The sequence below is a fragment of the Kitasatospora sp. NPDC059648 genome, from assembly GCF_042734825.1.
GTDB lineage: Bacteria > Actinomycetota > Actinomycetes > Streptomycetales > Streptomycetaceae > Kitasatospora.
The window spans coordinates 56,609-78,233 of record NZ_JBHWDU010000033.1 but is presented as its reverse complement, the minus strand read 5'-3'; the positions used below and the strand labels follow the sequence as shown (position 1 = coordinate 78,233).

At 73.0% G+C, this 21,625-nt stretch carries 17 protein-coding genes and 1 riboswitch; of the genes, 6 read left to right on the top strand and 11 right to left on the bottom strand.

Annotation, left to right across the window (positions count from 1 at the left end):
- The first annotated feature begins 252 nt into the window (after positions 1 to 252).
- Positions 253 to 1,635 (top strand): histidine-type phosphatase, encoded by a 1,383-nt coding sequence (locus tag ACFV1W_RS20950; RefSeq protein ID WP_380418619.1) that lies wholly within the window; start codon positions 253 to 255, stop codon positions 1,633 to 1,635.
- On the opposite strand, the gene ACFV1W_RS20945 is transcribed toward ACFV1W_RS20950, so the two are convergent.
- On the bottom strand, positions 1,593 to 2,036 hold the full coding sequence (locus tag ACFV1W_RS20945; protein ID WP_380418617.1) for an ATP-binding protein: 444 nt from the start codon (positions 2,034 to 2,036) through the stop codon (positions 1,593 to 1,595). The genes ACFV1W_RS20950 and ACFV1W_RS20945 overlap by 43 nt on opposite strands.
- A 242-nt stretch (positions 2,037 to 2,278) precedes the next feature.
- On the opposite strand from ACFV1W_RS20945, the gene ACFV1W_RS20940 reads away from it, so the two are divergent.
- The gene (locus ACFV1W_RS20940; RefSeq protein WP_380418615.1) at positions 2,279 to 2,641 is read left to right on the top strand and encodes a PRC-barrel domain-containing protein; all 363 of its coding nucleotides are present in this window, start codon (positions 2,279 to 2,281) and stop codon (positions 2,639 to 2,641) included.
- Between the two features lie 61 nt (positions 2,642 to 2,702).
- Here the strand turns inward: ACFV1W_RS20940 and ACFV1W_RS20935 are convergent, their stop codons facing one another.
- From ACFV1W_RS20935 to ACFV1W_RS20915, 5 genes are all read right to left on the bottom strand, one after another.
- Entirely contained in the window at positions 2,703 to 3,908 is a 1,206-nt protein-coding gene (locus ACFV1W_RS20935; protein WP_380418613.1) for an MFS transporter, read from the bottom strand.
- A 111-nt stretch (positions 3,909 to 4,019) separates the two neighbouring features.
- Positions 4,020 to 6,902: an RNA repair domain-containing protein gene (locus ACFV1W_RS20930; protein WP_380418611.1), complete on the bottom strand. Its 2,883-nt coding sequence runs from the start codon at positions 6,900 to 6,902 to the stop codon at positions 4,020 to 4,022.
- On the bottom strand, positions 6,902 to 8,665 hold the full coding sequence (locus ACFV1W_RS20925; RefSeq protein WP_380418609.1) for an RNA ligase family protein: 1,764 nt from the start codon (positions 8,663 to 8,665) through the stop codon (positions 6,902 to 6,904). Before ACFV1W_RS20925 ends, ACFV1W_RS20930 begins: the two co-directional genes overlap by 1 nt.
- Before the next feature lie 88 nt (positions 8,666 to 8,753).
- Entirely contained in the window at positions 8,754 to 10,178 is a 1,425-nt protein-coding gene (locus ACFV1W_RS20920) for a M1 family metallopeptidase (RefSeq protein ID WP_380418608.1), read from the bottom strand.
- Positions 10,133 to 10,570: a hypothetical protein gene (locus tag ACFV1W_RS20915; RefSeq protein ID WP_380418606.1), complete on the bottom strand. Its 438-nt coding sequence runs from the start codon at positions 10,568 to 10,570 to the stop codon at positions 10,133 to 10,135. The genes ACFV1W_RS20920 and ACFV1W_RS20915 overlap by 46 nt, the downstream gene beginning before the upstream one ends.
- 426 nt (positions 10,571 to 10,996) lie before the next feature.
- Between ACFV1W_RS20915 and ACFV1W_RS20910 the strand changes: the two genes are divergently transcribed.
- Together ACFV1W_RS20910 and ACFV1W_RS20905 are read left to right on the top strand one after the other, a co-directional pair.
- A complete protein-coding gene (locus ACFV1W_RS20910) occupies positions 10,997 to 11,782 on the top strand; it encodes a class I SAM-dependent methyltransferase (protein ID WP_380418604.1) in 786 nt (261 codons plus the stop codon).
- A gap of 91 nt (positions 11,783 to 11,873) precedes the next feature.
- Positions 11,874 to 12,016, top strand: a riboswitch (SAM riboswitch).
- A gap of 209 nt (positions 12,017 to 12,225) precedes the next feature.
- Complete coding sequence (locus tag ACFV1W_RS20905) at positions 12,226 to 12,939, top strand: IclR family transcriptional regulator (RefSeq protein WP_380418621.1); 714 nt, start codon at positions 12,226 to 12,228, stop codon at positions 12,937 to 12,939.
- Between the two features lie 17 nt (positions 12,940 to 12,956).
- Here ACFV1W_RS20905 and ACFV1W_RS20900 read toward each other — a convergent pair whose 3' ends face one another.
- Together ACFV1W_RS20900 and ACFV1W_RS20895 are read right to left on the bottom strand one after the other, a co-directional pair.
- Positions 12,957 to 13,451: a hypothetical protein gene (locus tag ACFV1W_RS20900; RefSeq protein WP_380418602.1), complete on the bottom strand. Its 495-nt coding sequence runs from the start codon at positions 13,449 to 13,451 to the stop codon at positions 12,957 to 12,959.
- Positions 13,448 to 13,954 (bottom strand): RNA polymerase sigma factor, encoded by a 507-nt coding sequence (locus ACFV1W_RS20895; protein ID WP_380418600.1) that lies wholly within the window; start codon positions 13,952 to 13,954, stop codon positions 13,448 to 13,450. The genes ACFV1W_RS20900 and ACFV1W_RS20895 overlap by 4 nt, the downstream gene beginning before the upstream one ends.
- A gap of 215 nt (positions 13,955 to 14,169) precedes the next feature.
- Between ACFV1W_RS20895 and ACFV1W_RS20890 the strand changes: the two genes are divergently transcribed.
- The gene (locus ACFV1W_RS20890) at positions 14,170 to 14,724 is read left to right on the top strand and encodes a DUF3995 domain-containing protein (protein WP_380418598.1); all 555 of its coding nucleotides are present in this window, start codon (positions 14,170 to 14,172) and stop codon (positions 14,722 to 14,724) included.
- A 90-nt stretch (positions 14,725 to 14,814) separates the two neighbouring features.
- Here ACFV1W_RS20890 and ACFV1W_RS20885 read toward each other — a convergent pair whose 3' ends face one another.
- Together ACFV1W_RS20885 and ACFV1W_RS20880 are read right to left on the bottom strand one after the other, a co-directional pair.
- Complete coding sequence (locus ACFV1W_RS20885; RefSeq protein ID WP_380418596.1) at positions 14,815 to 16,422, bottom strand: neuraminidase (sialidase); 1,608 nt, start codon at positions 16,420 to 16,422, stop codon at positions 14,815 to 14,817.
- Between the two features lie 102 nt (positions 16,423 to 16,524).
- Entirely contained in the window at positions 16,525 to 16,929 is a 405-nt protein-coding gene (locus ACFV1W_RS20880) for a hypothetical protein (RefSeq protein ID WP_380418594.1), read from the bottom strand.
- 288 nt (positions 16,930 to 17,217) lie between these two features.
- On the opposite strand from ACFV1W_RS20880, the gene ACFV1W_RS20875 reads away from it, so the two are divergent.
- Positions 17,218 to 17,934 carry a flavodoxin family protein gene (locus ACFV1W_RS20875; protein ID WP_380418592.1) on the top strand — a complete coding sequence of 239 codons (717 nt, stop codon included), beginning with the start codon at positions 17,218 to 17,220 and terminating at the stop codon, positions 17,932 to 17,934.
- A gap of 489 nt (positions 17,935 to 18,423) precedes the next feature.
- Here ACFV1W_RS20875 and ACFV1W_RS20870 read toward each other — a convergent pair whose 3' ends face one another.
- On the bottom strand, positions 18,424 to 21,414 hold the full coding sequence (locus ACFV1W_RS20870; protein WP_380418590.1) for a CHAT domain-containing protein: 2,991 nt from the start codon (positions 21,412 to 21,414) through the stop codon (positions 18,424 to 18,426).
- Positions 21,415 to 21,625: the final 211 nt, after the last annotated feature.

The window sequence follows — 21,625 nt, the reverse complement described above, 5'->3', positions numbered from 1 at the left end:
GGACAGGGACCACCGGGGCAACCCACCAGGGCCCGGGCCCGCGCAACCGCGCGGCCCGGGCCCCCGTGCCGTCTTCCCACCCGGCCTCTCGCCGTGAGTTCCGCGCGAGGGCGGTGTGCACGCGGGCGGCGGTCGTTCACCCGCTCTTAACCGAAGCCGCGACGCGGTGTCGACAGATCTTGGTGTGACCATGACATTCTTGCGGCGGATCCGAGCCGCCGACCGGTGGCTCCCCCTGACCGAAGGGCCGTCGTGAAGCGCACCGCCTCCCTGTCCGCCGCCATGGCCGTCTCCCTCGCGGCGGGCGTGCTGTTCACCGCGGGAACCGCCTCGGCGCGGGAACGACCCACTCCCTCACGTACCGGGCGCGACCTCTACGGAACCAAGGCCCCGTATGCTCCGCAGGGGAAGCCGGGCCGCTACCAGGACGCACCCGAGGGCTTCGTGCCCGTCTTCACCGAGAACGTCGCCCGCCACGGATCCCGCGCCATGACGGACAGCGGCGACGGCGACGCCGTGCTCGCCCTCCTCCAGGAGGCGCAGGACCGGGGCGCACTCACCGGCCTCGGCGAGCGGCTGGGCCCGCAGGTGCGGTCGCTGCTGGCCGCGGCCTCCACGCTCGGCTACGGCAACCTGTCCGCGCTCGGCGCCGACGAGCACCGGCAGACCGCGCTGCGCATGGAACAGCGGCTGCCCGGCCTGTTCGCGGGCATCGCCGCCCGGCGCGAGCCGATCGTGGTGGAGACCTCGGGCGTCGCGCGTGCGGTGGCGAGTGCCGACGCGTTCACGGGCGGGCTGGCCTCCGGTGATCCGGCCCTGGCCGACCTGATCGAGGCGCCGGTCACCGACAAGAACCTGCTGTACTTCCACAAGCAGCCGCAGAACGCCGACTACCAGGCGTACGTGAAGAGCGATCCGCAGCTGGCCTCGGTCCTCGCCGGGATCGACGGCGAACCGCGCACCGCCGAGACGGCGCGCCACGTCGTTTCGCGGCTGTTCCGGGCGGATTTCGCGGCGGCGCTGTCCGCCGAGGAGCAGGTCTCCTTCGCCCGCTCGCTGTACCAGCTCTACAGCGCGGCGCCGGACCTGGTCGTGGAGGCGCCGGACGTCGACCTCACCCCGTTCCTGGCCCGTCACGACGCCCAGTGGCTGGCCTACCTTGACGACGCCGAGGAGTTCTACCAGAAGGGCCCCGCCTTCCGCGGACGCACGATCACGTACAAGATGGCCGGTGTCCTCCTCGACGACCTCCTCGCCCAGGCCGATGCCAAGGCCGCCGCCAGGGCCGACGGCACCGGCGGCGACGGCGCGGTGCTGCGCTTCACCCACGCCGAGGAGATCGAGCCGCTCGCCGCGCTGATGGGGCTGCCCGGCAGCACTGAGCCCGCCGGTCCCGGGCAGCCGTACGCGTACGGGAACAACCCGTGGCGCGGGGCCGAGGTCTCGCCGATGGCTGCGAACATTCAGTGGGACCTGTTCGCGAACACGCCCTCCGAGGGGCAGCCTGCCGACTACCTGGTGCGCATGCTCTACAACGAGAAGGAGACCGCCTTCAAGCCGTCCTGCAGGCCCGTCGCCAAGGGCGGCTACTTCTACGAGCTCGACGAGCTCAAGCACTGCCTGGCGCACGGCTGACCCGAGCCCGGCGGGTGGAAGGAGGCGGTGACGGTCTTGCCGTCCTTCTGCAGCCGGGTGTGCCAGTGGTCGGCGAGAGCGTCGACCAGCGCCAGGCCGCGCCCCCCGGTGGCGTCCGTCGTCGCCGCCCGGGGGCTGGGGAGCCGGCTGCTGTGGTCGTGGACGCTCAGATGCAGGCAGCGTCCGTCCCAGGTCAGCACCAGCTCCGCGTCGCTGCCGGCGTGGACGTGGGCGTTGGTGGTCAGTTCGGACACGGCCAGCACGACCGCGTCCGCGACGGCCGGGGCGTCCCGGTTCCACCCCAGGTCGTCCAGGTGTCTCCTCGCCCACGCCCGGCCCGCCCGTACTCCTGCGCCGAGCGGAAGGCGCCGGGCCCATCCCACTCCGCTGCTCCTGGACATCAAGGCCTCCCTTCAGGTGGGTGCAACCTTCGTCTGCCCGCATCCGGCGACCGCATGCGACCGGGGTCACACGCCCTCCCTGGCCTCCGCTCAGGAGCGCTGTCGGCCTTGCCGGTGGCGATCCGGTGCTTTCCGTGCGAGGGGCGGGGCGCGCGAGCCGCTGGCATGGAACCGGAGCGCGCGGGAAGGCGGTCGTCACGGAGCGCGTCGCACGGGCGGCGCGCCATGACACGAGGAGAGACATGAGCGCCAGCAGGATCTGGGAGTTCCGTTCCGAATCCGGCCACGTCCCGGGCACCGACCTGGTGGGCTTCCACGTCGAGGCCGCCGACGGCCCCATCGGCAAGATCGACAAGCACTCCGAGGAGGTCGGCGCCTCCTACCTCGTGGTCGACACCGGCCCGTGGATCTTCGGCACCCGGGTCCTCCTGCCCGCGGCCACCGTCGCCAGGGTCGACCAGCACGACAGGAAGGTGTACGTCGACCGCACGAAGGACGAGATCAAGAACGGCCCCGCGTTCGACCCCGCCCACGGCACCGGCACCGACTACCAGGCGGGTTACAACGCCTACTACGGCCCCTTCTACGTCGGCCCCTTCCTCTGATCGGCCCGGCCGTGCGCCGTGTCCCCGGTCGCCGGCCGACCGGGCGGTCCGACGGGCGGGCTCAGCACGCCTGTTCGGCGGCCGGTGCGGGGGCCCGGGGCGCTTCCCGGACGGAGGGGAGCAGGAGGACGGCGAGATTCGCGGTGCCCACCAGGGCTGCTCCCAGGAGCAGTGGCGTCGTGGTCCCGATGCCCGCCGCGAGGGGCGCGGCGACGGTGAGGCCGAGAGGGCGGGCGGCGAAGGAGATCAGGGTGTCGAAGGATCCCACGCGGCCGAGGGCTTCCTGCGGGATGCGGCGTTGCAGGGTGGTCTCCCACAGCGGGTTGAGCACGCCGACGCCGAACATCCCGGCGAAGTAGGCGGTCGTGACGACCGGGACCGGTAGCACGAGGGCGAAGGCCGTGAGCGGGAGGGCGAAGACGGCGGCGCCGACGGCTACGCCGACGAGCGGTTGGCGGATCGGCAGCCGGGAGGCGGCGTGGACACCGGCCACCATCCCCATCGTGCCGACCTCGGCGATGACGACCCAGGCGGTGCCCCCGCCCAGCTGACGTACGGTGATCATCGGGCCCAGGGTGAGGAGGACGCCCGCCGTCAGGTGCCACACGCCGTGGCCGAGGACGTTGGCCAGGAACCAAGGATGGCGGCGGGTCTCGGCCCACCCCTCCCGCAGCTCTCCCAGGAAGGCGCTCCGTTCGGCGCGCGGGAGAGAGCGGTCCAGCCGCAGCCCGCCCAGCGTGGTGGCGGACGCGATGAACAGCGTGCCGGTGAGCAGGGAGGACCAGCCGGCCCCCGCCAGCAGCATCAGGCCGCCGGCGGCTGCGGGAGCCGCGATCTGGGCGAGCCCCTGTGCGGCGCCGAGTCGAGCGTTGGTCCGCAGGCGCTCCGCTCCGGCGACCACGGCGGCGACCAGGGTCCGGACGGCCGGTGTCCCGAAAGCCACGGCTCCGCCCGTGACAGCCGACAGCACGGCCAGATCGGGGATCCGCGCCCGGCCGCCGAGCAGTTCCGCGCCGATCGCGAGTTGTGCGGCGGCGCGCGTCAGGTCCGCGGTGAGCACGACCCGTTGCGGTGGGAAGCGGTCGGCGACCACACCCGCGACGGGCAGCAGGAGGAGCATGGGGAGCAACTCGCAGGCCAGGACGAGGCCGAGGTCCGTGGCCGAGCCGGTGCGGATGACCGCGAGGGTGAGCGTGGTCGGGATCAGCGCGGTCGCCAGGGCCGCGAGGGTGCGCCCCACCAGTAACCGACGAATCGGAGAGGTCATGACGCGCACGGTACTTCGTGCCGCTCTCGCCGCACGCGGCGGACCGTGGCGCGCCACGTGGGTGTCCGTTCTCGTGCCGCGGGTTCTCACGATCTGCTCCGGAGGCACCCGTCAGCGGGTGAGGGTCGGGACGGCGCCGCACTCGGCGTGGTCGACGCGGACGCCGGGCAGGCCGCGGGACCAGGCGGCGGCGAGGGCTGTGAGCTGGGCGCGGGTAAGTGGGGCTGGACCGAGGCCGATCGGGAAGTGGGTGCGGCCGTCGCGGGAGCGGTAGGGGTGGGGCCAGGCGTGGAGGTGGGTGGCGCCGGCTTCCTCCAGGGCGGTGAGCAGGGTGCGGAGGCGGCCGCGGACAGGGCCCGCGGACTCCTCGTCGGCGCTGATCACGGCCCAGGCGGCGTGCCGACGGTGCAGCGGGGGCGGGGTGAGCAGGGCGGGCCAGGGGTCGGGGTCGGTCGTGGTGAGTTCCCAGGCGCGGTAGAGCTCCTCGGTGAGCAGGTCGCGGGTGTCCGGGCCGACCTGGGCGGTGCAGCTGCGGACGGGGGCGGAGGGGGTGAGGACGGTCAGCGGGGCGGTGCTCCGGTCGGTGAACTCGCCGGTGAGGGCCACCGGTTGACTCCAGTTCCAGGAGGCCCAGGTTTCGGTGAAGCGCTGGAAGAGGCCGTCCTCGGTGGCGTTGGTGGCGTTGGTGGCGTTGGTGGCGTTGGTGGCGTTGGTGGCGTTGGTGGCACTGGAGGCATCGGAGGCGTCCGAGGCGGACAGGACGGTGCGTGCGGCGAGTACCGACCAGGCCAGCGAGGGCAGTTGCCCGAACGGCGCGCCGTCCAGGCCGCGTGCCCGGGCCCAGGCCTTGACCTGCCGGGCCAGCCGGACGAAGCGGGGGTGCTGCTTCCCGAGCGCCGACAGGATCGTCTCGGCGTCCGTCACGGCGCTCAGCGCGACGGCCGCCGCCTCGCCCAACTCGGCGCGCCGGGGCACGGCTTGGGCGGGGTCGAGGTTACCGGTGAACACCAGGGCGAGGTCGACGGCCAGCCCGTCCGTCTCCAGTCGCAGCCCCGGCACCCGGGCGCCGCGCACCGCCCGCACCTGCCGGGCCTGCGGCACGGCGGCCGTCACCCGGGCCAGCACCCCGGCCAGGTCGGCCGGGCCGGGGAGTGCGGCCACCAGGTCCAGGTCGCCGCCGTCCAGCTGGCAGCCCAGCCGACGCGAGCCCACCGTGTGGACGACGCCCTCGGGCAGCGCCGCGGCGATCCGCCGCGCCAACCCGGCAGCGGCGGCGGTGCGTTCGGGGGATTCGGTGCGCAGCGACACCACCGGTTCCTCCGGCAGCAGCCGCACCTCACCCGTCCCCAGCGCGACCACCGCGCGCGGGCGCATCGGCTCGTCGCCCCGGCGGGAGAGCACCGTGAGCTCGCCCACCCGGGCGTCCATGCCCGTCAGTCGGGCCGCGCAGTCCGCGGCCACCCGCTGCGGGTCGGCGCTGCGCCCGAGGCCCAGATGCGGGGTGAAGCCCTCGGCGCGGCCCCGGCAGCGGGGGAAGCGGCGTTCGAGGGCGTGCCGGAGTGCGGCCCAGGGCTCGGGCGCGGCGGCGGCCGGATCCAGCCAGACGGTGGCGTCCTCGCGGTGGCCGAAGGTGTGCACGCCGTCCAGCCGGGCGGTGAACGGTGCGACCTCGGCGGCGGCCGCGCCGAGCAGCGGCAGAGCGCGGTCGAACGCCGACTCCGGGACGAAGCCGAAGAGCAGGTTGACGTGCGGGGGCCAACGCCGGATCTGGGGGTCGTGGGCGGCGCGCAACTGCTGGATCGGCGGCCAGAGTTCCTCGGGCGGCAGCCAGGCGACGGCGGTCCGGGGGGTGGGCGCGGCGTCCAGCGTCTCCGGGGAGGAGGCGTCGCCGAGGGTGAGGTCGACGGCCACGCCGTAGTGGTCGGAGGGGTGAAGTCCGTCGGGGCCCGGCCGGTCGCCGAGCAGGGCGGCTGCGGTGGCGCGGGCGCGGTCGGAGCGGTGCAGCACGCGGTCGATCCGGCCGGGCCGGCCGGTGAGCGAGGAGACGGCGGCGAGCGGGTTGACGGTCGGGTCGAAGGTGGGGGTGTCGTCGGCCGGGCCGTACACCTGGGTCCAGGCGTCCCGCAGGCCGAGGGAGGCGGCGGGGCCGTCCGAGCCGGAGCGGGCGTCGTTGAAGTCCCCGAGCAGCAGCAGCTCGCCCTCGACGCCGGCCAGTCCCTCGGCCAGCCGGGCCAGTTCGGCCTGGCGGCGGGCGGGGCCGTCCGTCGAGTGGTCGCTGCTGAGGTGGACGGAGGCGACGGTCAGCGGGCCGTCGGCGGTCCGGACGGTGACCGCGATGACGGCCTTGTGCGGGCCGAGGACGTGCCGTCCGGCTTCGAGCACCGGGAGCCGGCTGAGCAGCAGCAGTCCGTACTCCGCCACCTCGCCGCCGGACGGGTCGCCGGCGAGGGTGTAGCCGCCGCGGACCCAGGGGGCGGCCAGCAGCTGGTCGGCCAGCGCCGGTTCGACCTCCTGGAGGGCGATGACGTCGGCGCCGGCGGACTCCAGCTCGGCGAGCAGCCGCGGTCGGCGGCGGGCGGTGGCGATCCGCTCGGCGTCGTAGCGGTCCCACAGGGTGTTCCAGGTGACCACGCGCAGGCTGTTCGAGTCGGCTCCGTCGGTGGGGGTCTCGCGGGGCTGCCATCCTCCGTCCGGCCGCCAGGCGTGCGGGGTGACGGCGGTGAAGAAGGGCGAGGGGAGACGGCGGGGTTCGGTGCGGCGCCCGGCCTCGGTGGTGTCCAGGACGTCCACGCCGGTGGTGCGGTCCCACACCACGACGCCGTCCGCCTCGACCCAGCGGACCCGGTGCCAGGGGACCTCGCCGGAGGCGGCGAAGGCCTCCAGCGGGACGCGCTCGGTGCGGTCGTCGCGCTGGCGCACGCCCAGGGTGAACCGGGCCGGGTCGAAGCGGGCGTCCCAGCGGATGCGCTGGCAGACCTGTTCGATGGGGCGCATCACTCCTCCTCGGAGTCGAGCGTGCCCGCCGTGTCCTCCACCGTGCCACCCGGGCCGACGTACCAGGTGCGGTGCGCCTGACCGGGGTGGGGCGGGCTGAAGCGGTGCAGTTGGGCGGTGAGCACCTCGGACGGCACCGGGTGCGGGCGGACGGCGTTGCGGCGCAGCAGTTCCTGCTCGCCGACCAGCAGGACCACCTGGGTGACCAGGGCGTCGCGGCGCCGGGCGATGCCGTGGACGTGGGAGCGCTGCTCGCGGTTGAGCGAGGTGGCGTCCCAGACCACGGTGGCGGCCGGGTCGGCGAGGGCCGCCTCCAGCCGGGCCAGGCCGGTGCGCAGTACTTCGGGGTTGTGGCGCTGGTCGGCGCGCGAGCCGAGGGCGGCGCGCAGGTCGTCCAGGCTGATCCGGGTGGAGACACCGGGCAGTGCGGCGGCGAAGGTGCTCTTGCCGCTGCCGGACGGGCCGCTCAGGTGGACCAGGCGGGGGAAGCGGCCGTTCCGCCAGCGCCAGGTGGCGGCGACGGCCTCCTCGACCGTGGTGATCCGGCCGAGGGCGTAGGCGTCGCGGGCCTGGGCCCAGCAGCGGTCGGCGGCGTCCGGGTCGAGGCCGGCCAGGGCCTCTCGCAGGCCGGTGCGCAGCCAGGCCAGCGGGTCGGCGTCGAGCAGCCCGGCGTCCTCGGCGTGCAGGGCGGACCAGGCGACCTGCTCGCGCTCGGCGGGCCCCGGGGCGGCGGTCGCGGCCACCGCGTGGAGCACCCCGAGGTCGGTGGCGGTGGCGAGCCGGACCAGGCCGGTGCGACGCTCCTCGTCCGGGTACGGGTGCTGGAGGCCTGAGTGGAGGGCGACGAGGTCGGCGACCCGGCGGGCCAGCGGCAGGCCGAGGCGGTCGGCCAGTCGGGGGGCGAGCTGGGGTGCGGCCGGTCGGGGGGCGAGCTGGGGTGCGGCCTGGTCCCGACGGATGGTGCGCAGCGCGGTGGCGAGCACGCCGGAGAGCCGGGCGTCGCCGGTGCGGCCCAGCTCGTCCAGCCGGGCGGACACGCCCGCCAGCTCCTCTTCCGGGCAGTGGAGTTCTGGAAGCCCCAGGGCTTCGGCCAGCAGCGGGAGTTCCGGCAGCCGGCCGGAACGCACGTCCCAGAGCGCGGCGTTCGGGCCGAGGCCGTTCTCCACCACGGCGGCGTGCATCCAGTGGGTGTCGGTGCGCACGTGGTGCGGGCGGACCCACTTGGCGATCCGTCCGCCGAACTCGGTCCGGGAGAAGCCCCGGACCGTCCGGACGACGTAGCCCTCCTGCCGGTCCAGGTCCAACCGCAGGGCACGCAGCGCCCGTTCGTCGTAGTGCCCGCGCCACAGCACCCGGGGCGTCGGGATGCCGAGGCGCCGCAGGAAGCGGACGGTGTCGTCCCAGTCGAGGCAGCGGTCCTGGTCGGTCCAGACCGAGAAGCCGTGGAACCAGCTGTCCAGGTCGGTGTACGGGATGGAGTGCCGGGCGAACAGGTTCTCGCCGCAGACCCGCCAGCCGGCCGGGATCCGGGGGCCGACCCGGCTCTGCAGGCCCTTCACCCAGGCCCGGGACGGGTGGTGGGCGGAGTCCAGCGAGCGGGCGTGCAGGCCGTCGGCGTAGAGCGTGGTGTTCTCGCCGTCCAGCTTCTCGGTGACGACGACCTCCGACCCGGCCAGGCCGGAGAGGTCGCCGGTCCTGATGTCGTCCGCCGCAGCCCCCGGTGACCAGGGGAGATGCGGCGTCCGGGGGTAGTGCACACGCATGTCCGGCTCCCCGTACGTCCTTGATCCGGCGGACACTGTAGGAGCGGACGGAAGGGACGGGCCACCGAATATCGGACTGCCGTGCGGCTCAGTCGATGCGGTGCTCGCGCCAGAAGGGCGTCAGGTCGACGGAGGTCGCGGCCTGGGCGGCGGCCTTGAAGTCGGCCGTGGTGGAGACGCCGTACCAGTGCGCGCGGGCGTAGTCGTGCAGCAGGGTGGCCATGGTGTCCGCGCCGATGAGGCGGCGCAGTTCGTGCAGGGCGCAGGAGCCGTGGTCGTAGATGACCGGCACGTAGCGGTCCGGGTGGGTGTCCCAGTAGCTCATCGGGTTGGTGAGGCGCTCGTCCGCGGTCCGCCAGGGCGTCCTGGCGGTGCAGCCCTCGCCGGTGTCGCCCATGGCGACGGCCATGGCGTACTCGGCGAAGGACTCGTCCAGCCAGGGCGCGCGGTACTGGTCGTCGCCGACGATGCCGTACCACCACTGGTGTGCCAACTCGTGGATCACGGCGGAGGGCCGGATCCAGTCGAGGACGAAGCCCGGGTACTCCATGCCGGCGAAGTCGAACCGGTTGTCGAGCACCAGCGCCAGGTCACCGTACGGGTAGGCGCCGTAGCGGGCGGAGTGGGCGTCGATGGTCCGCAGGGACAGGTTCAGCATGTCCTGGGCGTCCTTGGGGGCGATGTCGGCGACCGAGTACACGGTGATCCGGACGCCGTCCGCGGACCGGCCCTCGATGCGGCTGAACGGGCCGGCGGCCCAGGCGAATTCGCGGACCTTGCGGGCGCCGATCCGAGTGACCGTACGGCCGGGCCCGCCGGGGGCGTCGACGGCGGCGCCGGTGGCGGGGACCAGCAGGTCGGTGGGGTGGTCGAGGGTGACGGCGAAGTCGGAGCTCAAGCCGTAGAAGGACTCGCCGAGCTCCGAGTACGGGTCGAGGTGCCAGCCGGCCTGGTCGCGGACGGCGAGGACGGGCAGGGCGTTGCCGACGAAGCTGAAGGCGCCGTCGCGGCCGAAGCGGTCGATGCCGCTCGGGACGTCGACGGAGAGGTCGAACTCGACGGTGCCGGAGGTCCCTTGGGGCAGCGGGCGGGGGAGGGGGACGCGCAGGGCGGTGCAGTTGACCTCGTAGTGGTCCTTGGCGTCCTGGACGTCCTGGGCGTTCGGAGTGTTCGGGGTGCTTCGGGTGGCCTGGACGGTCTGGGTGGCGTTCAGACCGGTCACCCGGACGGACGGGTTCGCGCAGCCGCCGCGGAAGTTGTCCCAGAGGCGCAGGTACACCTCGCCGAGGGGCTCGGGCGAGACGTTGCTGAAGGTGATCCGCTCGTGGCCGCGCCAGTGTGCGCCGGTGGTGTCGCTGCTCAGAGCGACGGTGTAGGCGGGGGTGCCGGGGGTGCGCGTCGGGTCGGTGGCCGTGGCAGTGGCAGCGGCAGCGGCAGTGGCATGGCCGGGTGGGGCGGTGGCCGCCGTCAGCAGTATGGCGAGGACGGCGAACAGGGGGTGGAGGCGTCGCACGCCGTGGTCTCCTGTCGTTGGATGAGGGAGCGGTGGGGAGGAGCAGGGGTGGTGCCGGGCGGGGCGGCGGCGGACGGTCCGGCGGGCGGCGCGCCGAGCTCGACGGTGAACATGCCGAGCACCTCGCGCAGCCGCCGTTCCACCTCCTCGATCGAGTCGCCCACCACCCGGACGTACCCCGAGGCGTTGTCCGAGGCCCGCCGGGCGGCGACCGAGTCGCCGACACCGATCTTGAGAACGGCCTCGACCACCCAGGGGACACGCACCAGCTCCTCCGGAGGAGTGATCCGCCGGACCGTGCCCGCGCGGGGCAGCGGCAGCAGCAGGCTCCCCGCGCACCGTCGCGCGGCGTAGTGGAGGTCGGGCCGGGTGCCCCGGTAGACGTCGCGCACCCACCTGACCTGTCGACCGCTCAGGTGGGCAGTCGGGCCAGCCGCGCGAAGCGGTGGGCGACGTCCTGGCGCGGCTCGCTCGGGTTGCAGAAGGTGGTCGGTCTCGCCGGCAGTCCGCTCACCCCGACCGGTCGTCCACCAGGAGCAGCACCGGCCCACCGGGAGCGCCGCAGGGCGCCGCGGTCACTCCTGTCACGAGGTCACCGTCCCGAACCCGCCCGCATCAGCGACTGCTAACCACCCCACCAGGTGAAGTTGGTCGTCGGCGGATTGACGAAGGGCGGCCCAGGCATCGGCCCGGTCACCTTGCCGTGCCCGCAACACGCGGGCAGGAACGTCCCTGCACGCCGCAGGCGCCGTGCCGGGCTGCAATGGGCGCCGACCCGGGCCGAGCGCCGACCGCACACCACAGGAGGGGGCCGCCCGATGGAGCAGCCGACGACCGCCGACACGGATCCGGTCCGCGTACTGGAGACCTCGGGCGACGACTACCGCCGGGCCTTCGACCTCTTCCTCGCGGGCACCGACGAGAAGCCCCGCACCCATGCCCGGCTGGGCGAGATCGCCGCCTCCCTCCCGCGCCGCCGGGTCCTGCTGGACCTCGGCGCCGGGGACGGCCGCACCACCGCGTACCTGGCCCGGTACTTCGACCGCACGATCGCCGTCGAGCCGAGCGCGGCCATGCGTGAGAAGCTCACCGCGGCCTGCCCGGACGCCCTGCTCCTCCCCGAACCGCTGGACCGCGCCGCCCCGCCCGAGCCGGGCGACCTGGTCCACCTCTCCCACGTGCTCTACTACGTCCCGGAACCGGACTGGTTCCCCACCGTCACCCGCGCCCTGGACTGGACGGCCCCCGGCGGCGTCCTCCTGGTCGTCCTGCAGAACCCTGACAGCCCCTGCATGCGGATGGCCGCCCACTTCACCGGCGTCCACTACGACCTGCGTCCCCTCCTCGACCGCCTGCGCGTCCGGCACCCGTCCCACGGCTACGCCCTGGAGACCCTCGCCCTCCACTACCGCACGTCCCACCTCGCCGAAGCCGTCGACGTCGCCGAGTTCATGGTCAACGTCGCGGACCTCGTCACCCTCGACGCCCGCCCGACCAGGGGCGCCCTCACCGCCTACGTCCGGCAGCACTTCGCCCGGCCCGACGGCGGCTACGCCATCGGCCACTCCCAGGACATGCTGATCGTCCGCCGCGCCCGGGCGTGACCGGCCCCTCGCCGAGGTCGGGTGGGCGCGGGGTGTGCGGTCCGGGGAGAAGTTTGGCGGGGCGCCCGGGAAGTCTTGTATGGTTCGTCGCGAATCATCCAGAGGGGTGGAGGGACCGGCCCTACGAAGCCCCGGCAACTCCCCGTTCGATCCGGCGTCCGAAGTACGCGCCGTGCCGTCCGGGATCAGTGCCAACTCCGGCCTGTCGCCAACGTGGCGCGGGAAAGATGAGGAGACACGGTGCTCTCTGTGCTGTCCTTCGCCCGGGCGCTTCCCGCCCAGGCCCTTTCGCGTACCCGTCTCGTGTCCGGCGCAGGTAATCGGCCGCTTCCGCAGGCCTGTCCTCGCTGACCACCCCGCTCCCCGCCCCACCGGAGCGCCCGTGTGCCGGACCAACCCGCGGCCCACGGGATTCGAGACTGGAGTACCCGTCCATGGAGAACGTGGAGAACACGAGCGGCGTCGGCGTGCTCGACAAGATCACCTCGATCCTCGGCACCCTGGAGGCCGGTCCGGCCACCCTGGCCGGACTCGTCGACGCCACCGGCCTGGCGCGGCCGACCGCCCACCGGATCGCCGTCGCGCTGGAACACCACCGCCTGCTCGGCAGGGACACGCAGGGCCGGTTCGTCCTCGGTCCGAGACTCGCCGAGCTCTCGGCGGCCGCCGGTGAGGACCACCTGCTGGCAGCGGCCGGCTCGGTCCTCACCCAACTGCGCGACCTCACCGGCGAGACCGCCCAGCTCTACCGCCGGCAGGGCGACGTGCGGATCTGCGTGGCGGCGGCCGAGCGCCTCTTCGGGCTGCGCGACACCGTCCCGGTGGGCCTCGCCCTGCCGATGAAGGTCGGGTCCGCGGCCCAGGTCCTGCTGGCCTGGGAGGAGCCCGAGCGCCTCCACCGCGGCCTCCAGGGCGCCCGCTTCACCGCCACCGCGCTGAGCGGTGTACGGCGCCGCGGCTGGGCCCAGTCCATCGGCGAGCGCGAACCCGGGGTGGCCTCGGTGTCCGCACCCGTGCGCGGCCCGTCCAACCGGGTGGTCGCGGCGGTGTCCGTCTCGGGTCCGATCGAACGGCTCACCCGCCACCCCGGCGCCCGGCTGTCCCAGGCCGTCGTCGAGGCGGCGGCCCGGCTCACCGAGGCCCTGCACCGGTCCTGACCGGCAGCCCGGTGTCCCTACTCCTCGTCGAGCAGGGCGGCGAACCGCGCCAGCGGATCCCCGGTGAACGGGCGCAGCGCCGGGGCGAGGAGGCGCGCGCCGGGGAACCGCAGGCCGCCCAGGAAGGCGAAGCGGGTGGTGCGGTCGCTCTCCGGGCGGGCCGCCATCCCGCCGAGCACCAGGCGGCTCTGCATCAGGCACCAGCCGGGTGCGAGGTCGATCCTGAACGCCGCCCGGAGCCGGGTGCGGCCGTGGATCCGGGCCTGGAGCGAAGCCGCCGACAGCGAACCGGAAGGTGCGGGGCGGACGAGTCGCACCGTGCGGACGTCGGGGATCCAGAGCGGCATCGTGCGCTCCAGGTCCTGGGCGAGCGCCCAGACCCGCTCGAACGGCGCGTCGAGGACGGTCTCGCCGATCCGGGCCGCCCCCGGCGCGGTCGCGGCGATCACGTGCAGCCGCCGGACCGGGTCGAAGTCGGCGACGGGCCACTGCGGCATCGGGGTGTCGGTCACTGCTGCCACGCCTTTCGGAAGCTGAGTCGGGCCCGGGAGAGCCGGGACTTGACCGTCCCGGGCGCGACCGCGAGCAGCGCCGCGGTCTGACGTTCGTCCAGCCCCTCCAGGTCGCGCATCAGCAGTACGGCGCGGTGCCCGGGGGAGAGCCGGGAGAGCACGTCGCGGATGTCCGCGGCGAGTTGGGGGTCGCCGGGCGCGGGGACTTCGCCGAGTTCGGCCGGCCGCGAGCGTGCCGCCCGGTTGGCGCACCGGACCGCCTCCCGCACCGCGATGGCCCGGACCCAGCCGTACAGCGCTTCGGGATCCTGGAGTTGGCGCAGTTTGCGGAAGACCACGATCAGCGCCTCCTGGGTCGCGTCGGCGCCGTCGTCGAGTGCGATCGGGCCGCAGAGCCGCCGGACGTACGGGGTGATCAGGTCCAGCAGTCGGCCGACCGCGAGTTGGTCGCCGCCCTGGGCGGCTCTCACCAGCTCGGCAAGGCCGGGCGGTGGCTCCTGCATGGTGCTGTCTCCGCTCTCTGCTCTGCTGTCGGTCGTCGGTCGTCGGTCAGCGACCGGGATCCGGGGGGTCCGGGATCCGTAGAGGGAGGGCCCGGAGCGGCGAAACGTTCCCTGCGGATCTTGCCCGGTGCAGTGTTCCTCGTCACAGGAACGGTTCGGTCGGCGGGGTGCTCCTTCGGGTGTCCGAGCGTCCTGAGACCCCGTGAGGTGACGGTATGAAGTCGACGAAGATCAGCAGCAGGTCCACCGCGGTCGGAGCGGTGCTGGCGGTGGACGGCCTGGTCCACCTGTACTGGGCCACCGGGCGCACCTGGCCGGTGGCCGGCACCACCCGGCTCTCGCAGCTGGTGCTCAACACCCAGGTGCCGTTCACCCCGCAGGGGCTGGTACCGCTCGCGGGGATGCTCTTCTCGGGCGCGGCGCTGGTGCTGGTCCGCGGCGGGCGGCTGCCGGCTCTGGGCCGCCGGCTGCCCGCCCTGCTGCCGCGCTGGGGGAGCCGGGCGGTGGCCTGCGGACTGCTCGTCCGCGGTGCGGTCGGACTGGTGTGGGTGACCGGCGCCTGGGCGGACCCCGGCGACACCTTCTACTGGCTCAACCTGCTGCTCTACACCCCGCTGTGCCTGGTGCTCGGGCGGGCGGCCTGGCAGGTCGCAGCCGCGGAGAGGGTGCTTGCGGAGACGGTGCCTGCGGAGACGGAGCCAGCGGGCACGGCATCTGGGGGTACTACGCCTGCGGGCACGGCGTCTGCAGGCACGGCGGTGCGGGCCTGAGTCTCCCGAACCCGGACGGACGGCGTCCCGCGGTCCGCCTCAAGTCGGCGGGAGCCACGGGACGCCGTCCGTGCGACCCGCCCGCCCGGGTCAGCGCCGCAGGTGCTGGACGGAGCGCGGGGCGGCGACGGGCGCCGCGGCGCGCGCGGCCTGCGCGCTCGGCGTGCCGGCGGCCGGGCTGCGCAGGGTGCCGGGCTGGAAGCGGCCGCTGTACACATCGGTGGAGTTCAGAGGCTGTGCGTCGTTGGCGGTCACCATCACCGGGCGGATCCGGCGGCCGTCGTTGATCAGTGACTGGTAGTCGCCGAGGAAGTGGCCTCCCGCGAAGGGCGCCTGGAGCCAGTCGAAGACCGGCGAGATCTGCCGCTCGACCGGGCTGTCCTCGCCGCCGCGCGGGAAGCTGAGCAGCCAGGCGGCCGTGGGCAGGGTGGTGGTGTCGCCCGGGGTGAGGTAGCGCAGGTCGTAGTAGCTGACGGCGACGGTGCCGTCGGCGGTCACGGTGATGGACGGGGTGAACGCGGGGGCGCCCGGGGCCTGGTTGATCCGGGTCGGGCCGCTCCAGGACCGGCCGCCGTCCGTGGAGTGCACCAGCTGGATCGCGTCGTACCGGCCGCCGGTGGTCTCCGAGCCCTCGTAGGCGAGGTAGAGCTCGCCGGTCTGCGGGTCGACGGCCACGCTCGGCAGTCCGGCGCCGCCCCGGAGCGACTTGGTGGCGTCGGTGGGCGCGTTCGGGTCGACCTCGGGGACGGAGGTGTCGGCGGCGACCCGGACCGGTTGGCTCCAGGTCCGCCCCTGATCCGTCGAGGTGACCATGCCGAAGTGCACGTCGCTGACGGTGGTGGCGGTCCCGTCGGTGAAGGTGATCGAGTCGAAGAAGTCGTACAGCGTGTCGGTCCGCGGGTCGACCACGATCTGGTTGCCGATGGTCTGGGTGTTGGGCGTCGTGCTGGTGACGACGAAGGGTTCCGCCGGGCTCCAGGTTCGGCCGTGGTCGCGGGTGACGGAGATGTAGCCCGGCCCGTCGAAGTAGGGTGCCGGGCTGCTGAGCTGGTCGATCCGGTCCCAGACCTGGTAGGCGACGCCCGGGTGCACCGGGTCGGCCGTGACGGCGTTCTTGTCGTCGGTGATCGCCGGGTCGTTGTCGCTGATCAACTCGCTGACGTGCTGCCAGCTGCGGCCGCCGTCGGTGGAGGTGGCCGCCGCCACCGAGCTGCGCGGCGTCGTGGCGTCGAAGAGCAGGGCGCTGGCGTAGGCGGTGCCGTCCGGGCCGAAGCTCACCCAGCCGTCGGAGGCCCGCTGGTAGGCCAGGCCGCCCGGCGCGCAGTGGGTGAACGGCAGCGCGGTCTGGGTGAAGTGCACCCCGTCCGTGGTGTAGCTCGAACTCAGGCCCCGGGCACCGCCGTTGGACCAGCGGTCCTGCTGGTAGATGGTGATCGTTTCGGCCGGGTCGAGCGGATTGGAGGCGGCGTACGGTTCGTCCTCGGCGGAGGGGTGGTTGGTGCCCGGGCCGTCCGCGGAGAGGTCGCAGGTGGCGTACGGATCGCCGGGCGAGATCAGGGCGAGCGGCGGGCGGGCCGCACTCGCGCCGTCCGTGCTGCCATCGGCCGTGCTCGCACCGGCCGGTGCGCCGCCCGCGACGGCGGCGAGGACGAACGTTGCGGTCGCGGTGGCGAGCGATGCTCTGGTGCGGAACTGCATGGAGACCCCCATGGTCGTCGGCGGCAGACTGCCTGGTGTCCTGGGTGGTGCTGCGCTGTTCCGGTACCGAACCGGAGTTGGCGTTCGGTCGGCCGCGCGAGTCTATCCAGGCACGGGAGTCCCACCAACGGTCGGGACACGCTTCTTACCATTCCGACACCACCCGCCCGGCCTCCGGTGCGGCAACCCTCCGGTGTGAGGGGGTTTACCGCCCGCCTTCCCGCGGTAGAAGACCGCCGCCACCCGCCGCCCCGCACGGACCAAGTGCAGGTTCGCTTCGGGTATTTGAGTGTACGTCAGACATCTAAATTCCTTGGCGTCGTCGTAGAGCACGCCGAGGTCGTAGGAGTCCGGACGCCAGGCGTTGATCCGGACCACGGTGGCCGGGAGGTCCGGGTCGGCGTCACCCGCCAGGGCGAGGTCGACGTCCACGTCGATGTCCATGACGTCGATGTCCGGCACGTCGACGGGCAGGCTGGTAGCGGTCAGCGCGATCATGGCGGTCACTCGTCCCCTCGGCGCCACGGGTGCGGGCGAGTTCACGCTGCTGACCAGGCGTTCGGTCGGACAGGGGTTGCCCGCCCGAAGCCCCGGGACCCATCACCGTGACATCGACGGGCTCCGGCGCGGGCAGGTGGCGGTGCCGTGCCGTGCCGCCGCGGATCCCGGTGGCGCCCGCCGTCAGGCGACCGGCCCAGCTCCGCGAGCGCGCACCGGACCGGCCTGGTGAGCTGTGCCCGGGAGCCCGCCACCCGATCGGCCTCCCGCCCGCCCCCGCCCGCCGAAGGAGGAGCCGTGTCGGACCCGACGACGTCGTACCGCGACCTGCGCGCCCTGGTGATCAACTGCACCCTCAAGCGCTCCCCGGAACGCAGCCACACCCAGGGCCTGATCGACGTCTCCACCGGCATCCTCCAGCGCGAGGGCGTCCAGGTCGACGTCCTGCGCGCCGTCGACCTCGACATCGCCACCGGCGTCTGGCCGGACATGACCGAACACGGCTGGGAGACCGACGACTGGCCGGTCATCTACTCCCAGGTGATGGCCGCCGACATCCTCACCCTGGCCGGCCCGATCTGGCTCGGTGACAACTCCTCCGTGATGAAGAAGGTCATCGAGCGGCTCTACGCCTGCTCCTCGATCCTCAACTCCGAAGGCCAGTACGCCTACTACGGCCGCGTCGGCGGCTGCCTGATCACCGGCAACGAGGACGGTGCCAAGCACTGCGCGATGAACGTCCTCTACAGCCTCCAGCACCTCGGCTACACCATCCCGCCGCAGGCCGACGCCGGCTGGGTCGGCGAAGCAGGCCCGGGCCCCTCGTACCTCGACGAGGGGTCGGGAGGCCCGGACAACGACTTCACCAACCGCAACACCACCTTCATGACCTGGAACCAGCTCGACCTGGCCCGCATGCTGAAGGACGCCGGCGGCATCCCGGCGTACGGCAACCAGCGCTCGGAGTGGGACGCCGGCTGCCGCTTCGACTTCGAGAACCCCGAACACCGATGACCTGCCTGAACGGGGGCGCAAGCCTCTCGTACGCGGCCATGGCAAGAAACGCGACAGTAGCTTCTGGCCCCGCATCCGGACGTTCATGACGGTGAGTCGTGATTTCACCTGGGCGTGGGCGACCGCTTGGAGCGGTCGCGGAGGCTCAGTTTGATCAGAATTCGGGAGACGTGGGCCTTGACCGTCTGACTGCCAACGATCACGGCTCGCTGGTCGGGGAGGTCGGGAAGAATCCGGGTCGGCCTCCGCCTGGGCCGGTGAAGCGGTACGTCGTGGCAGAGGAGAGCACGCTGGTCGGCGGGTCGCCGTTTGCCTCGGCCTCGCCACCTGCCTGATCACGCACCGACACGTCCAAGGCCTTTGTTAGGACCTCTGAGCCGCCTGGCCCGCCGGGGACCTGTCAGCACCCCCGATGGCCCGGGTGCCCCCGCAGTTCCTCCAGCCCGCCGAACAGGCGGCCGCGCTTGCCGAGGGGAGTGGGCGGCGGGCCTACGGTCCGACGTGGACCAGTGCCGCCCAGATCTCCGGTGCTTCGGGCCGGTCGCGGACGAGTTGTCGGACAGCCGACCGGAGTGCGGCTGCGGCGTCGTCGGAGCTGAGCGCCAGGTCGTCGGAGGACCGTCCGGCAAGCAGGTGGTCGTAGAAGGCGACGGCCGCCTGTCGGGCGGACCTGCTGCGCAGGCCCCAGTAGGTGGCGATGACGTGCCGGAAGCCGACCAGCCGAAGCGCCCCGGCGAGGGTCACCGGCTCGTCGGGGTGGTCGACGGTGGCACGCTGCGTCTGGCACGCCGACAGGTAGGCGAGCTCCGCAGCGCGCAGACGCAGGGCGGAGATGTCGGTGACCTTGAGGTAGTCGCTGCCGACTGCGTCCCAGGTGTAGAGGGTTCCGTCGGGGGTCGAGGCGTCCTGGCTGCCGTGACCCGCGAAGTGTAGCCAGTCGTGCGCGGGCAGCGCGGCCAGCACCGCCTCCCGGGTCGCATCCTGTTCTTTCAGCGGCGTGGCACCCGGGAACCGCGCGACGACCGCGTCGATCTCGCCGGAGACGTGTGCCAGGGGCCTCAGCCCGGCCGTGCCGCTCTCCAGCCCCCCGACGCCGATCGCCAGCAGACGCGGAGCGCGAGCGGGCCGGTTCTTGCCCTCCTCTCGTGCGGACAGCAGGGAACGGAGGGTCGGGACGTAGGACAAGACAGCGCGGTCCACGAGCAGGTCAGGGGGAGCGGACTCGCCGTCGTACGGGTCCTCGGGGAGCAGACCGGCGGCATGGAGGGGCAAGCGGTTGAGAACGTCCGTCGGACAGAGCCACAGGCGCATCGGCCTGTGGGAGCGGCCGTTGCGCGACCCGCTGCTCCCAAGGCGGTCCATCACCGGCCGGATCAGGCTCTTCCAGAGCCAGCCCAGGAGATCGGCCAGGTACTCCCGCAGTTCCTCGACGCCGCCCTCGATCGAGGAGTCCGCCGCCTCCAACAGTGCGGCCAGCGCCTGTGCCCTGGCCTCGGCCTTCTCGCGGTCGAACGCGGGAAGGGGAACCACGACGACGGTCCCCTGCGTAAGGATGAGCGCGTCACAGCGCACGCCGCTGATGTTGAAGAGGACGACAGGTCCGTGATCTCCCGCGTGAACCAGCTCGTCGAACGACGGCGGGCGTAGGAACCCGGCCATTCCCGGAAGTCGGCGGGCCTGTTCGACCAGGTCCGTCCAGCGCAGGTAGAGCTCACGTCTCCGGCCGGCGTGGGCGAAGGTGTCCTCCGCGGCGAGACATCGGTCGGAGGTGAACGGGCCGTTGTCGGTCAGTTGGCGGCGGACGGCTTCCAGGTTCTCGGCGAGCGCAGGGTCGAGCACGCGGACGTCCTCGAGGTCCGCGTTCACGTTGAGAGCGTGCGAGAGGAGTTGCGCCCGGCCCTCTTCGAGGAGCTCCACCGCGCGTTGGGGCTTCCCCAGCAGGATGGCCAACGCCGCCGCATCGCAGACGGCCTCGGACTTGCCGCCCAGCGGGCGCAGCTGGTCCTCTCTGGACAGGCCCGGCCAGGCGAGCTGCGGCAGTACGTCGATCGCCGCACTCAGACCTTCGAGGGCGCCGTCCACGTTCTGTTCCTCGGCCATCAGACGAGCCCAGGCGAACGACGCCGCCCAGCGCTCGGCGGGTGAACCGAAGCGGTGTGCGGCGGCACGCTGATAGAGAGCCAGTGCTTCGGCTCGCATCGCCTTGCGCACTCTGCGGGCCCTACGAGATGAGTCGGATCCACCGGAGACCAGCGCGTCGGCGAGGAAGAGCGCCCGTTTCGCCCAGTCGGGCGAGTCCTCACCTCCTTCAAGTCCGAGCCGCAGGTGGTGGTAGGCCTCCGCCGCCGCGTTCGGCTGATCCCCGTGAACGGACCAGCCCAAGAGTGCCTCGCCGTACTGCGTGTGGTGCGCCGGGCGCGTCACGTGGCCCGAGGGAACGAGCGCGAGCCCGCTGCGCGCGGCCCTGCATGCGGCGGCCAGATCGTCCGAATCCCGGCCGTCACGAAACCGCGCCACCAGGAGGGAAGCCTGAAGGTTGTAAAGCATGTGGCGCTGCACGGCACTTCGCGAAGTCTCCACGAGGGCACGGGCGACGATGTCGATTGCGCGGTCGAGGGCCCCCGGATCGGACGTGAGGACCCAGAGCCTCACCAACGCATGGGCCAGGTTCCGCCGGAAGGGGATTTGATGGAGGTCGCTGGGATCGGTCATCCTGATCGCGTCTTCCAGGTGGCTGATGGCCTCCGCCATCAGCACGCCGTCCCCGGTCAGCTCCGCGGTATGACTCATGACGACACCACAGTTGTGCGACGCGAGGGCGCGGATCCCCGGGAGACTGCTCCTTGCGATGGCCTGCCGAAGGATCTGCTCTGCCGCACGGAGGTCCTCCGGGCGATCCGAGAGGCTCACGACGTTGGCGTGGTTGGACAAGGCCGCGCTCCAGGCGGTCGTGTCGGGGGAGGCAGCCTCCACGGCCTCGCGCGTGTGGAGAAGCGCTTGGCGCAGGAGTGTGGGGTCACCGGTCGCCTCGTAGTAGAGCCGTTCGATATCGCCGAGCGTGGAGGACAGCCGCACCCTGTTGTCGGTGGACAGCGTCTGGGTGGAGGCCGATGCAAGCGCCCGCTTGGCGTCGGCGACAGCGGACGGCAACTCTTCCCGGTCACCGGTGGCGAGATACAACTGCGTTCGCGCCACGGCGAGGGTGTTCAGGGCCTGCCAGTGGAACGAGGGAAGCGCTGCCGTCGCTTTCGCGGCGTCCTGGAGGAGACGCACTGCATCCCGAAGGATCGCAGAATCCTCCGCCTGGAGGCCCTGTCGGCGGCGTACATCGGCGTGGAGGTGCAGATGGAGGCCGTAGTCCTGGTTGCCCGGCACCTGGACGGCCAACGACTCGCGGGCCAGCCGCTCGGGCACGGTGAGGTCGGACGTCAGCGATGCGTCGTACTCGTGGAGGAGAACCTGCGCGAGGTGGTACTGCACGTCAGCGCGGCTCCTCGTTCGAGTGGAGACCGTCAGTTCGAGAGCCTCCTCCAGGGCGTCGTGCGCCCCTTTAAGATCGTCGAGACGGCCCCGGAGTTCGTACCGTAGTTGCCGGAGTCTTCCGGCGAGGTGGAGCCATCGGACGCCGATCTCGGGGCTGCCCGCCGGATCCGGCGACGTTCGCCATCTGCCCAGCTCACTGGAGCAGAGC

Bases quoted from the DNA above. Each gene is read 5' to 3' on its own strand.
- ACFV1W_RS20895 (WP_380418600.1), bottom strand. From the start codon at position 13,954: ATGCAGGAGCCACCGCCCGGCCTTGCCGAGCTGGTGAGAGCCGCCCAG.
- ACFV1W_RS20910 (WP_380418604.1), top strand. From the start codon at position 10,997: ATGGAGCAGCCGACGACCGCCGACACGGATCCGGTCCGCGTACTGGAG.
- ACFV1W_RS20945 (WP_380418617.1), bottom strand. From the start codon at position 2,036: ATGTCCAGGAGCAGCGGAGTGGGATGGGCCCGGCGCCTTCCGCTCGGC.
- ACFV1W_RS20925 (WP_380418609.1), bottom strand. From the start codon at position 8,665: ATGCGTGTGCACTACCCCCGGACGCCGCATCTCCCCTGGTCACCGGGG.
- ACFV1W_RS20930 (WP_380418611.1), bottom strand. From the start codon at position 6,902: ATGCGCCCCATCGAACAGGTCTGCCAGCGCATCCGCTGGGACGCCCGC.
- ACFV1W_RS20885 (WP_380418596.1), bottom strand. From the start codon at position 16,422: ATGCAGTTCCGCACCAGAGCATCGCTCGCCACCGCGACCGCAACGTTC.
- ACFV1W_RS20890 (WP_380418598.1), top strand. From the start codon at position 14,170: ATGAAGTCGACGAAGATCAGCAGCAGGTCCACCGCGGTCGGAGCGGTG.
- ACFV1W_RS20935 (WP_380418613.1), bottom strand. From the start codon at position 3,908: ATGACCTCTCCGATTCGTCGGTTACTGGTGGGGCGCACCCTCGCGGCC.
- ACFV1W_RS20940 (WP_380418615.1), top strand. From the start codon at position 2,279: ATGAGCGCCAGCAGGATCTGGGAGTTCCGTTCCGAATCCGGCCACGTC.